At 58.2% G+C, this 13104-nt stretch carries 7 protein-coding genes and 2 pseudogenes; 6 read left to right on the top strand and 3 right to left on the bottom strand.

Annotated features, from left to right (window positions below; all coding sequences use genetic code 11):
- Together AB7E65_RS08535 and AB7E65_RS08530 are read left to right on the top strand one after the other, a co-directional pair.
- Positions 1 to 536 (top strand): annotated as a pseudogene (locus AB7E65_RS08535) (hypothetical protein); the annotation flags it as partial.
- On the top strand, positions 473 to 2041 hold the full coding sequence (locus tag AB7E65_RS08530) for a putative bifunctional diguanylate cyclase/phosphodiesterase (protein WP_428745650.1): 1569 nt from the start codon (positions 473 to 475) through the stop codon (positions 2039 to 2041). The pseudogene AB7E65_RS08535 and the gene AB7E65_RS08530, both read left to right, overlap by 64 nt.
- A 236-nt stretch (positions 2042 to 2277) precedes the next feature.
- Here AB7E65_RS08530 and AB7E65_RS08525 read toward each other — a convergent pair whose 3' ends face one another.
- The 3 genes from AB7E65_RS08525 to AB7E65_RS08515 form a co-directional block, all read right to left on the bottom strand.
- Complete coding sequence (locus AB7E65_RS08525; protein ID WP_428745649.1) at positions 2278 to 2946, bottom strand: Crp/Fnr family transcriptional regulator; 669 nt, start codon at positions 2944 to 2946, stop codon at positions 2278 to 2280.
- Between the two features lie 16 nt (positions 2947 to 2962).
- Complete coding sequence (locus AB7E65_RS08520) at positions 2963 to 4636, bottom strand: Na/Pi cotransporter family protein (RefSeq protein ID WP_320360394.1); 1674 nt, start codon at positions 4634 to 4636, stop codon at positions 2963 to 2965.
- 189 nt (positions 4637 to 4825) lie between these two features.
- A complete protein-coding gene (locus AB7E65_RS08515) occupies positions 4826 to 8383 on the bottom strand; it encodes an EAL domain-containing protein (protein ID WP_072286910.1) in 3558 nt (1185 codons plus the stop codon).
- A gap of 252 nt (positions 8384 to 8635) precedes the next feature.
- On the opposite strand from AB7E65_RS08515, the gene mrcB reads away from it, so the two are divergent.
- The 4 genes and pseudogenes from mrcB to AB7E65_RS08495 form a co-directional block, all read left to right on the top strand.
- Entirely contained in the window at positions 8636 to 10933 is a 2298-nt protein-coding gene (mrcB, locus tag AB7E65_RS08510; RefSeq protein ID WP_428745648.1) for a penicillin-binding protein 1B, read from the top strand.
- Positions 10930 to 11343: a tetratricopeptide repeat protein gene (locus AB7E65_RS08505; RefSeq protein ID WP_428745647.1), complete on the top strand. Its 414-nt coding sequence runs from the start codon at positions 10930 to 10932 to the stop codon at positions 11341 to 11343. Before mrcB ends, AB7E65_RS08505 begins: the two co-directional genes overlap by 4 nt.
- 68 nt (positions 11344 to 11411) lie before the next feature.
- Entirely contained in the window at positions 11412 to 12374 is a 963-nt protein-coding gene (locus AB7E65_RS08500) for a damage-control phosphatase ARMT1 family protein (RefSeq protein WP_083558659.1), read from the top strand.
- Between the two features lie 244 nt (positions 12375 to 12618).
- Positions 12619 to 13104 (top strand): annotated as a pseudogene (locus AB7E65_RS08495) (site-specific integrase); the annotation flags it as partial.

Raw genomic sequence — 13104 nt, 5'->3', positions numbered from 1 at the left:
AAGCTCTGTCGCTGGTGCGGGAACTGAGCCGCCACGGCTACGCCCTCGCCTGGGAAAGAGTCGACACGGCCGAAGCCTTGCAGGCCGCCCTTGCCCGGGGCAGTTGGGATGTGGTTATCTGCGACTGGTCCCAGCAGCGTCTCCGCCTGCGGGCGGCCTTCGAGATTCTGCAATCCAGCGGGCAGGATTTGCCTTTTATCATCCTTCGCGGGGGTACCGAGGACGAAACCGCCGACGAAGTCATGGGCGGCGCTGCTCATGGCTATGTCAGCAAAGACAACCTGGCTTCTTTGCCCGCCGTCATCGAAAAGCAACTGCAGCATGCCGCGGGGCGACGCTGCAGCGCGGAACGGGACGGGCGTAACAACGATGGGTTGTTTCGTTCCATTTTTCAGAATGCCCTTGCCGGCATGGCCACCGTATCTCCCGAGGGCCGTTTTTGTGCCGTATGCTCGGTTACAGTGAAGATATATTGCTGGAGAAATCCGTCCTTGAAATCACCCATGCCGCCGATGTTGCCTTTACCCGCGATCTGATCAGGGAAATGCGGAGTGGTGGCCAAATTGCCCGGGATTATGAAAAGCGTTATATCTGCCGCAATGGCGAAGTCCTCTGGGCACATGTCGCGACCTCCTGCATTTCTCATGAAGACGGGACCTTGAATTGCCTCGTCCTGCTGGTCACCGATATCACCCCCCATCATCAAGCCCGTCAAAAAGCCCATCAGTTGGCCTACTTCGACAGTTTGACCGGATTGCCCAACAGGCAGCTGTTCTGTGAGCACTGTCATGGATGCCTGATTCAGGCTCGCCGCGAGCGGACCTCCCTGGGGGTGCTGACCATAGATATCGACCGTTTCAAGGGGGTTAACAATTCCTTCGGTTACGAGTCGGGGGATGCCATGCTCAAAACGGTCAGCCAGCGTCTGCAGGATTGCCTGGCCCGCCAAGACGTTCTGGCGCGGTTGGGCAGCGATGAATTCGCTGTCGTGGTTTCCCACGCCAGGTCCCAGGATGAATATTCGGTACTTGCCCAGAAGCTTCTCAACAGTTTGTCGGAGCCCATTGCTCTGGATGGCCAGAGGGTTTACTGTTCGGTGTGTATCGGTATCGCGCTGTTCCCTCTGGACGGTGTCGAGGTCGATGTGCTGCTGAAAAACGCTGCGACCGCCATGCATCAGGCCAAACAAAGGGGGCCGAAAAATTACCAGTTTTTTTCAAAAGGCATGAATCGCATGGCCCGGGAAAGGCTCGAAGTCGAGGCCGGATTGCGTCGTTCGCTGGACCTTGGCCAGCTCGCGCTTCACTATCAACCCAAGATCGATCTGAAAACCGGCAGGGTCGTGGCCATGGAGGCGCTGCTGCGCTGGGAATCACCGGAACTCGGCAGGATCAGTCCTTTACGTTTTGTCCCTCTTGCAGAAGAGACAGGACTGATCCTGCCCATCGGTGACTGGGTACTGGAGACGGCCTGCATGCAGGGCGCGGCCTGGCACCGTCAGGGGTTCTCCAGCTTGCGCATGGCGGTCAACATTTCCCCGCGGCAGTTCCGCCAGAGGGATTTTGTGGCGCGTCTCGACGGCGTACTGCGGCGGAGCGGATTTGATCCCGGTCTGCTGGAACTGGAACTGACCGAAAACCTGGTCATGGAAAAATCCGAGGAGACGCTCCTGACCCTGATCGATATCAAGGCGCGTGGCATCAAACTCGCTATCGATGATTTTGGTACCGGGTACAGCATGCTCAGCTATCTCAAGCACTTTCCCATCGACCGTCTCAAGATCGATCGCAGCTTCGTGCAGGACATCCCGATGTATGCTGACGATGCGGCGATTACCGAGGCCATCCTCGCCATGGCGCGCAGCCTGCGGATCAAGGTCATTGCCGAAGGGGTAGAGACCTGCGAGCAGCTGGCCTTCCTGAAGGATCGCGGCTGCCAGGAGGGGCAGGGTTATTATTTTTCCCGACCCATGCCGGCCGATGCCGCGGCTGAATTCCTGTCCGGTCGGTTTCGCTGCCGCAATCTGCTCGAAGGCGGCTAGCCATTATGGCCAGGCAAGCAGATGAGCTACCTGCCGACAACACGGTTTTCCCCCCCTGATTCGACGCAAGCATCATGCGGGCCTATCTTGTCGAGGAGGCTGCTTCTCTGAAAAAACGGGGGCTGGATATCGAGAAGTTAAAGGCTGGCGTGAGAGAAACGCCAGCCAGCGCAAAAATCCTGGCCAATTTCTCCAGGGTGATATTCGGGTAGGATTGCCGGCCAACGGATAAACCGTTACACATCCGTGCCGTTTTCGAAGGCCGCCAGCAGCTGGATCGATTTGCCGCTGACCCGGATCATTTCTTCCTCGGAGAGTTTTTTGAGCAGTCGCGAAAAGGTTTCCGGGGTGGTGCCGAGCAGCAGCGCGATTTCCCTTTTGGGGGCCGGAAGCTGAACCACGCCGGTGCGATGTTTCTGATCCAGGGCGCGCAGGTAGCCCATAAAACGTTGGCGGATGTCGGCGATGGCGAGCTGTTCAACACGCTTGAGCATGAACATCAGGCGCTGGGAGAGAATGCCGACCAGGTGCATGGCCAGCTGCGGGGTCTGTTGCAGGCGGGCGAAGAGTTTACCTACGTCGATCAGAAGCAGGGAGCAATCTTCCAGCGCCATGGCGTTGACCGGGTAGCGGTTGCGCAAGTCGAGCAGGATTTCCGCAAAAAACTCTCCCGGTTGTACAAAGCGGATGACGGCTTCCTTGCCGTCTTCGTTGGCCCGGTAGAGTTTAACCCGGCCGCGCAGCAGGAAATGCACGGCGTGTCCGTCCTCCCCTTCAAAAAATAAAACTTCCTTGCGGCGGCGTTTCTGAAAAAAGCTGATCTCCTCGATCAGGGTGTAAAGATCGGCGTCGCTGGATCCGAAAAAGCGCTCCAGAAACTGTTCGATGGCTTTCTGCTGTTCCATATCGGTTTCCTCCTGCCTATTTCTGACCGGTAATCGCCTGGGCAATGTTGAAGCAATAGCCGCCGATACGTTCAAGATAGGCCATGATGTCGATGTACCAGAGCCCCGGTTCGATGGAACAGTCCCGTTCCTGGAGGCGCTGGATTTTTTGTACGCGCATTTTATTGAATTGCAGGTTGATGCCGGTTTCGTGTTTGTAGGCTTCCTGCATGAAGGTGGCATCGGGCGCGTTGATCTGGACGATGACAAGGTCGAGGAAGGCCAGCACCCGATGCGACATCTGCTCCAGGTCCTTCAGGGAATGGTCGGATAACAGCAGCCTGTTTTCAAACAGCTTCTCCGACAGGTGGGCCAGCTGTTCCACTGCATCGCCTATTTTTTCGATGTTGTTGGCCATACGGAAGAAACTGTGAATTTCCCGCGCCGAATCCTCGTTGATTTCAAGTTGATAGATCTTGATGAGGTAATGGGTGATTTCCTTGCGGGCCTGATCGATCCATTTTTCCTGCTCTTTCCATCCGCTCATCATCTCTGGGTTGCGCTGCTTGATGGCGGGGATGACGTTTTCCAGCGTCTGGCGGGCGGTTTTGGCCATTCGGAGGATTTCGGCTCGTACCTGGGCCAGGGCCGCAATGGGGGATTCGTCATAAAAATCGTTGAACTCGGGAATGGCTTCCGGGGGCGGTGTCGTTTTGTCCTTGGGCGACAGCATGATCGCCGCTTTTACAAGAACCGGTAAAAAGAGTAGGAAAAACAAAGCGTTGGTAATGTTGAACAAGGTGTGTCCGTTGGCCAGGTAGCGGCCCACGTACAGGTGCTCGCCATGTAACAGGGCATCGGGTGCGCCAACCCCGGATAGCCGGGTGATTTTTTCGACAAAAGCGACAAATTGCGGAAAAACCAGCACCATAATGCCTACGCCGATGACGTTGAACATGGTGTGGGCGCGTGCCGTGCGATGAGCCTCGATGTTGGCGGTGCCGAGGGTGGCGAGTTCGGCGGTGATGGTAGTGCCGATATTCTCGCCCAGCACCAGCGCCATGGCAGCGGGGAAGCTCAACAGCCCCTGGGTCGCCATGGTCATGGTGAGCCCGACGGTGGCCGAGGAGCTCTGCACTGCCATGGTCAGCAGGGCTCCGGTCAGAACGCACAGCAGCAGTCCGCCCAGGCTGGCGGGATCGAAGCGGGTGAAAAAGGACAGGAAGTTTGGATCGCTTCGCAAAGGCTGCAGTCCATGCTTCATGGTTTCCATGCCCAGAAACAGCAGGCCGAAGCCGAGAATCACCTCGCCGGCATACCGGTATTTTTTCTGCTTGGAAAAAAAACGCATGGAGACGCCGAGGGCGACGGCCGGCAGGGACAGGCTCGACAGCTTGAAGGCGATCAGCTGTGAGGTCATGGTGGTGCCGATATTGGCGCCGAGGATGACACCGACCGCCTGCTGCAGGGTCAGCAGGCCGGCACTGACAAAACCGATCAGCATGACAGTGGTGGCCGACGAGGATTGCACCATGGCGGTCACCAGCGCGCCGGTGGCGCAACCGATGACCCGGTTGGCGGAGATGGCGCAGAGAATTTTCTTGATGCGGGGACCGGCCGCCATTTGCAGGCCTTCGGTCATGGTCTTCATTCCCAGGACAAACAACCCCAGCCCGCCGATGGTTTCGATGAAAATCCCGATAAAATGCAAAACGCGGCCTCCTTGTCGGAAGCGGTTGCCTGAAGGCAAGCCAGTCTCGCGCAACAGCTTTCCGCATGACGGCGGTGCCCCTGCGGGCATCAGCCTGGATGGGTTTTGCGGGCAAACCGCTCAATGGTAACAAAAAGGCGTGGCGTTTTGAAGCAGAGTTTGCACTTGTGTGGCAGCCGCGGCGCCGTGCTACGAAGACGTCGTTACGATGCTCGTGCCCGAAGTCGGGCTGGCAAGCAGCGCCGTAAAATCATCGACGTCAAGCGGTGCCCAGAACAGATACCCCTGGCAGCAGTCGCAGCCGCAATTGCGGAGAAACTCCAGTTGCTGCTGCGTTTCGACGCCTTCGGCGATGGACTGCAGGCCCAGGCTTCGAGCGATGGCCACGATACTGGTAACAACCGCCGAAGCGCTGGGATCCTGACCCACGTCACAGATGAAGCTGCGGTCGATCTTCAGACCGTTGACCGGAAAACGGCGCAGGTAGTTGAGGGAGGAGTACCCGGTTCCGAAATCATCCAGAGCCATGCTGACGCCCAGATCGCTGAGCTGCTGCATGGTTTCCGCCGACGCCTGTGGTTCGCGCATGATCATGCTTTCGGTCAGTTCGAGTTCCAGCAGTTGCGGACGGACCCCTTGTTTTTGCAGGATCTGTCGCACGGTCTGTGCCAGATTTTCGTTGCGAAACTGTCGGGCGGAAAGGTTGGCGGCAATCGGAACCACCGACAGCCCCCGCGTCTGCCATTGTCTGATCTGTCGGCAGATCTGTTGCAGGACCCATTCGCCAATAGGGAGGATCAGGCCGGTCTCTTCGGCCAGAGGGATGAAAAGGTCGGGAGGGATCAAGCCGCGGGTTGGATGGAGCCAGCGCAGCAGGGCTTCGGCTCCGATGATGGAGCCGTCGTGCAAATCGATTTTGGGCTGGTAGTGCAGCAGCAGCTCGCAGCGGTCCAGAGCGCGCCGCAGATCCGACTCCATTTCCATGGCTTCATGAACCACCAGGTTCATTTCCGGGGCGTAAAGACAGAAGCTGTTGCCTTCTTCCTTGGCACGGTACATGGCGATATCGGCGTTACGGATAAGGGTTTCCTCGTCTTCGCCGTCTCGCGGGTAGATGCTGATGCCGAGGCTCGCGGTGACGGTAATTTCCCGGTCGTCGATATGAAAAGGGGCGGCGAGGCGTTCGAGGATCTTTTTGGCGACCTTGCCGACGTCTTCTTCATTGGCCACTTCGGCAAGCAGAATGACGAATTCGTCACCTCCCAGCCGGGCAACCGTATCCGCGTCCCGTACCGATTGACGCAGCCGCTCGGCGACAATCTGCAGCAGCCGGTCACCGAAACTGTGACCGAGGCTGTCGTTGATGATCTTGAAACGGTCCAGATCCAGCAGCAACGCCGCTACCAGCCGCTTTGAGCGCCTGGCGAACAGGATCGATTGCTCAAGGCGGTCCTGCAGCAATGCCCGGTTGGCCAAACCGGTCAAATCATCGTGGGTGGCAAGGTGCTGCAGCTGGTCCTGATAGCGTTTGCGCTCGGTGATGTCCTCCTTGATGGCCAGAAACTGGCTGATGGTGCCGGCAGAACTGCGTACCGCGGAGATGGATATGTGCTCCCAGAAAAAGCTGCCGTCCTTGCGCCTGTTATGAAACTCGCCGTGCCACTCCCTGCCGGAGGAGATGGTCTCCCAGAGCTTTTTGTATTCCTCCGGAGAAGTTTCCCCTGATTTCAAAAGACGCGGATTCTTGCCGCGCACCTCTTCAAAGGTGTAGCCGGAAGTTTGGGTGAACTTGGGGTTGACGTATTCGATGTTTCCATGCGGATCGGTCAGCACCACGGCGGTCGGGCTTTGCTCCACCGCCTGGGAGAGTTTTCGCAATTCGTTTTCGTGCCGTTTGCGTTCGCTGATGTCGCGGACGAATGAATAGCAGACAGTCTGGCCATCGTAATCGAAATAGTTGATGGTGACTTCCACCGGGAACACGCTGGCGTCCTTTCTCCGGTGCAGGGTCTCAATGGTTGTGGAACGCTCGGAAAGCATGATTTCCCGGTGCCGTACCCAGCGTTCGGGGGTAACCGTCGGATCGATGTCGAAAATCGTCAGTTCTTCCAGCTCTTCGGGAGTGTAACCGAGCGTTTTGCTGCCCTGTTTGTTAACTTCAAGAATGCGACCCTGCTCGTCAATGCGGAAAATGCCGATGGCGGCGTGATCGATGCAGGACTGGGCCAGGCGCCATCCGGACTGTGCCATTTTGCTGGCGGTGATATCCTGGGCAATGCCGAGAAACCCGACGATCTCGCCGCAGGGGGCGCGCATGGCTGTAATCACCAGCGATACGGACAGTCTCTGGCCGTTTTTGTGAACGTAGGTCCACTCCCGGTGATCGGCGTCGGTCCGGGTCACTTGTGCCATGAACTCCCCGATGGTTTTCACGGCAGGTATGTCGCCACTGTTCAACTCCGCATAGCGGGCCTGCAGTTCCGATGGGAGATGGAACTGGGCCGGGGTCTGCCGGCCGACGACTTCCTCGGCCGCGTATCCCAGCATTTTTTCGGCACCCCGATTGAACACCGTGATGAAGCCCTGGGGGTCGGTGGCAATGATGGATACTTCGGAGGCGGCGCTGAGCACACCGGCCAGCAATCGTGAAGTGCGTTCGATTTCCGCCGTTGCGGCTTTCTGCTCTTCGAACAGGCGCTGCAGGGTCAGTCGCGCCTGCTGGGCTTCTTCAAGAAGGCGCGCCTTTTCGCGTTCCGCATCGAGGGTTTTCTGGTCCGCCTGACGGCGCTCGGTGATATCGGAGAAGGTGCCCAGGATGCGCAGGGGCTGACCGTCGGCGTCCGTTTCCAGCAATTTGCCCATGGAGCGGAACCATTTCCAGGTTCCGCAGCGGGTGCGTTGACGGAACTCGGCACGGAATTCATCGATCCTGCCGGCGACATAGTCCCGATAGGCGGCCAGCACCGCTGGCCGGTCATCGGAGTGCATGCGCGCCATCCACGCCGCATTGGTTTCGCGGAACGTCTCCGGTTCATAGCCCAGCATCCGCGCGTAATCCGCATTGACGATGATTGCGCCGGTCTGTACGTTCAGATCGTAAAGGCCCTGGCGCGAGGCCTTGAGGGCCATGCGCAACCGCTCCTCGCTGGCCTGCAACGCCAGCGACAGCCGGTCGCGTCGCTGGCGGGCAACCATCAGCGTGCCGAGCATGGCGGTGGCCACAGGGTAGATGAGCAATACCGGCAGGCTGATGCGGCTCAGGACGCGCAAGGCGGTATCCCATGGCAGCAGCAGCATGCAGGCCAGCATGACGATATGTAGCACCATGCCGAACAGATAGAGTTGCCACCAGGATATCTCGGTGTCGCTGTGGCGGGTGCGGTTCTTCCAGAGCATCCCCAGCAGGCCCGAGGTCAAGATGACGCAGACTCCGGCTTGTGTCGCCGTGCCGCCCTGGGCAAAACGAAAAACGGCGGTGATAATCATGGCCAGGGAAGTGGGTAACATGCCGAAAAACAGGCCGGACACTCCCAGCAGTACCGAGCGGGTGTCGAAAACGATGCCCGGCACGTATTGCCAGGGGGAGCTCATGAGGACAATGCCCAACAGGCCGAGGGTGATGCCGACGAAGACCTGTACCGCCAGTCGGTGTTTGAAGCGGCAGCGGCTGGTCGTCACGTCGTAGATGAAGGCCATGGCCAGCAGCAAGGCGGCATTTTTTACAAGGGCGAGGAAAACATTTTCCATGGGGTTAGATCCTTCGCAATGCCTGTCCGTGGATTGCCGGGGCCAAGCATAGCAATTTTGCGGCATCCTGTCACCCGGTCAGACTTTGTGTGCCGTTTGTTTTGTGCAGACTCCCCGAGAACAAGCAACAGACGGGCCATATCGTGAAACGCAGGCGTTGCAGGGTTTTAATCCAGCCTTGTTGCATGGCGGTAAAACAGGTACTATGGGTGGCAACCTGTTTTATCCCCGACAAGGAGGTATGGCTGGACCATGGCAGTTCGCAAGGTGTCCGCACGCAGCGTTGGCAAGCGGGTTTTTCTGTATGGCATGATGGTCAGCCTGCTGACCTTCGGTCTTTATGCGATTTATCTCGATTTTGCCGTAAGGGAGCGGTTTGAAGGCAAGCGTTTCGCCTTGCCCGCGCGGGTTTATGCGCGGCCGCTCGAATTGTACCCGGGACTGAAGCTCACCCCTGCCGATCTGGCCGCCGAGCTGGCCCTGCTCGGATACCGGCAGGTGAAATCTCCACTGGAGCCGGCGACCTACCGATGGGAAGGTCGGCAGTTGGACCTGGTTACCCGGTCGTTCGTGTATGGCGACGGCCCTCAGCCGCCGATTTTATGCAGCGTGGCTTTCTCCGAAGGACGTATCGTATCCCTGACCGACCGCAAACGGCGTTCGGCCCTGCAGCTGGTGCGCCTCGATCCGGCCCTTATCGGCGGCATTTTCCCCGGCAAGAACGAGGACCGGGTACTGATTGAACTGCGGACCGTGCCCCGGCTGGTGGTGGATGCGCTATTGGCCGTCGAGGATCGCCGCTATTACCGGCACCATGGCATCGATCCCCGGGGGATGGCCCGCGCGCTGCTCATGACCCTCAGTGGCAAAAGCGTTCAGGGTGGCAGCACCATCACCCAGCAACTGGTGAAAAATTTCTACCTGACGGCGGAGCGCACCCTGCGGCGCAAGTTCACGGAAATGATCATGGCCGTGCTGCTGGAGATGCATTACAGCAAGGAGGAAATTCTCGAAACCTACCTCAATGAGGTTTATTTAGGTCAGGACGGCAACCGGGCCATTCACGGGTTTGGCCTTGCCAGTGTCCATTTTTTTGACAAACCCCTGTCCCGTCTTCGTCCCTCCGAAGCCGCGCTGCTGGTAGGCCTGCTGAAAGGTCCGGCCTACTACAGCCCGCGCAACCATCCCCGGCGGGCTCTGGACAGACGCAACCTGGTTTTGTCTCAGATGGTCGAGGCCGGATTTCTGCCCGAACAACAGGCCGCGGAAGCCAGGGCGATGCCCCTGGGAGTGGTTGAACGGCCTCCCCGTGGCACCTCTCCCTACCCGGCATTTCTGAAGCTGGTGCATCGCCAGTTGCAGCGTGATTATCGAGACGAGGATCTGCGATCAGAAGGGTTGTTGATTTTTACCACGCTTGATCCCCGGGTGCAGCGCATGGCGGAAGAAGCGGTGCAAAAACATCTGGCGCATCTGGAAGCGATACGTGGCATTAAATCCGGCACCCTGCAGGGGGCGGCTATCTTCACCGACACGCAAAGTGCCGAGGTGCAGGCTTGTGTGGGCGGGCGGGAGCCGCGTTTCGAGGGGTTCAACCGGGTTGTCGATGCCAGGCGGCCTGTCGGATCGCTGATCAAGCCGGTTGTTTTTCTGACCGCACTGCAGCATCCTTCCCGATACACTCTTGCAACCCTGCTGGACGACGGTCCGCTGGTTTATCGGCAGGCCGGAGCTGAAGACTGGATTCCGCAGAACTATGACAAGCAGCATCACGGCAAGGTGTCGATGCGCGAGGCCCTGATTCATTCCTATAACGTGGCCACGGTCCGGCTCGGGTTGTCGGTGGGGGTGGATTCGGTGATGGCCAATATCCGGCAGCTCGGCGTGGAGCGTGAACTGACCGGTTTTGCCGCCAGCCTGCTGGGGGCGGATGCCCTGTCCCCCCTTGAAGTCGCGCAGCTCTACCAGACCCTCGCCGGAGGCGGTTTCCGTACGCCGCTGCGGGCCATTCGGGAGGTACTGACGGCCGAAGGCGAACCGCTGCAACGATATCCCCTGAATGTGGAGCAGGTCATCAGGCCGGCCCCTGTTTATCTGGTAACCACCGCACTGCAGTCCGTGGTCCGCGAAGGGACCGCTCAAAAGTTGTACAACCGGCTGTCGCCTGATCTGGGTATTGCCGGCAAGACCGGTACCACCGACGACTACCGGGATAGCTGGTTTGCGGGATTTACCGGTGACCGTCTCGGTGTGGTATGGGTGGGGCGGGACGATAACGAACCTGCCGGATTCAGCGGCGCTGGCGCCGCCATGGGCATCTGGGGCGATATTATGGTCGGACTTGATCCCGAACCCTTGACCCTTGTGCCGCCGGACAATGTGGAGTGGGTATGGATTGATCCCGCATCGGGATTGCGCAGTGCCGCAAACTGCCCGGGTGCCGTGGAACTGCCTTTTATCTCCGGTTCGGCCCCAACCCGCAGCGCCGATTGTGGTCCACATTCGGTGGGCCATCGGATCAAAACCTGGTTTAAAGGGTTATTCGAGTGAACAAGACACTGATAAAATGGCTGGTTCCGGCGATTCTGCTGCTGATCGCGGGGTGTGCGGTGCCACCTCAGAAACAAACTGCGCCGGCGCCATCGGGCAACATGGCGGTGACTTCCCTGCTTGGCAAGGCCAGGTCGCAAACCGCGGCGGGTCGCCTGTCCGATGCCAGTGTTTCGCTGGAACGTGCCTTGCGGATCGAGCCCCGCAATGCACTGCTCTGGCATGAACTGGCCCGCGTGCGCCTGGCGCAGGGACAGCTCATGCAAGCCGAAAATCTCGCCGCCAAGTCCAATTCCCTGGTTCCCGCTGGTCATGTTCTGCGTCGGGAAAACTGGATCATCATCGGTCGGGCCCGTACCGACCTTGGCGATCTGCAGGGAGCCCGCCAGGCGTTTGAAAGGGCCGAGTAGCTCGGAGAAATTGCCGTTCTGGACGCGGGCAGGTTTGCGCGCGCCTTATGCGGTGAGGGAGAACCCATATGGAAAAGTCGATGCGGCATTATGGTATCGCGCAGGAATGCATTCCCTGTGTCCTGAAACAGTGCCTTTCCACGGCGCGCTTCGCCCAGCTTGAAGAAGGGCAGACAGCACGCATCCTCGCCGTGGCGCGGCAGGCCATCGAAGACTCGAAGGTCAAGCCGCTGCTGGTTCAGCACGTTGTCCGCCAGGTTGCGGATGCCGTCATTCAGGAACGGGGCGAATCGCCCGAATTCGATATCTATGCCGAGGTCAAACAACGCTCAAACGCGCTGTCCCTGGCTCACGTCCCGATGTTTCAGAAAATGCTGGCCTGTAGCCCGGAACCGATCGAGATGGGATTGCATCTCGCCGCGGCCGGCAACATCATCGATTTTGGCGTCAAGCCCCATGACGACATCGATCTGGAGCATGAAATCCGCAATCTGGATCAGACCAGCTTTGCCCGTTATGACATCCGGCCTTTCCGGCAGGCATTGCACAAGGCCTCGAACCTTCTCTATATCTGTGATAACAGCGGAGAGATTGTCTTCGACAGGCTGTTTCTGGAAGAACTCATGCGCCAGTTTCCCCGTCTGCGCATAACGGCGGCGCTTCGCGCCCGGCCGATCATCAACGACGCTACCCTGGAGGATGCCAGGGCCGTGGGGCTGGACCGTCTGGTCCGGACTATTTCCAGTGGCAGTGTTTACCCGGGGACCATCCTTGATGAAACAACCACGGAATTCCAGACATTGTTCGCAGAGGCCGATGTGATCCTGTCCAAGGGACAGGGCAATTTCGAGACGTTGCATCCGCTGGCTGACGAAAGGTTGTTTTTCCTGCTGCGCATCAAATGCGATTACATGGCCAACCTGGCAAGCGTGGTGAAAGGCGGCCTGGTGCTGATACAGGGTAGCCCCCTCCCTTCCGGCAGATGCCCGGATTCGTCACGGACCCCGCCGCCACAGCCGACGGTCGATTGACGGGCGGTTTCACCTGGCCGGTGGATAACAAAAAAGGGTTACGCCTTTGACGTAACCCTTTGTTTTTTATTATGGCGCGCGATACAAGATTCGAACTTGTGACCTTTGGCTCCGGAGGCCAGAATTTTTAAAATTTAACATATTGATATTGCATTGGTTTTTAAATAATGATACTTAGTTTGTCACGCGTAGGTCACTTTGGAATTTCGAAATTCCCCTTTGGAAACTTGTATGAGGGTCTGTCATGGCGACTATTCGGAAACGGAAAAACAAATCCGGCGATACGTGGCAAGCTATTGTTCGCAGAAATGGATACAAACCAATTTCCGCTACGTTCGATATCAAGGAGGATGCCGAAAAGTGGGCCAGAGCGCAAGAGCGCGAAATGGACCGAGGTGCATTTATTCCCTCGGATGCCGCTTCTCGAATTACTGTCCGGAAGGCTTGTGAAAAATATGCAGCTGAAATCCTTCCCACCAAACGTGGAGCAGGGCCGGATAGCAGCCGTTTGGATCGTCTTATGATTGTGCTGGGGAATTTATCTTTGGCGGCTTTAGAGCCGTCCCACGTTGCTGAATATAGGGATGGGCGCCTGAAAGAAGTGGGCGCTCAATCCGTCAAGCACGAATTGAATCTGCTTCAGCGAGTGCTGAAGGCGTGCATTCTAGACTGGGGTATCCATCTTCCTCGTGGAATAGTCACAGAGCAAGTCCGCAAGCCGCAACCTCCA

The sequence above is a fragment of the Syntrophotalea sp. genome, assembly GCF_050253115.1.
Classification (GTDB): Bacteria; Desulfobacterota; Desulfuromonadia; order Desulfuromonadales; family Syntrophotaleaceae; genus Syntrophotalea; species Syntrophotalea acetylenica.
This window is presented reverse-complemented; position numbering and strand designations above follow the sequence as displayed.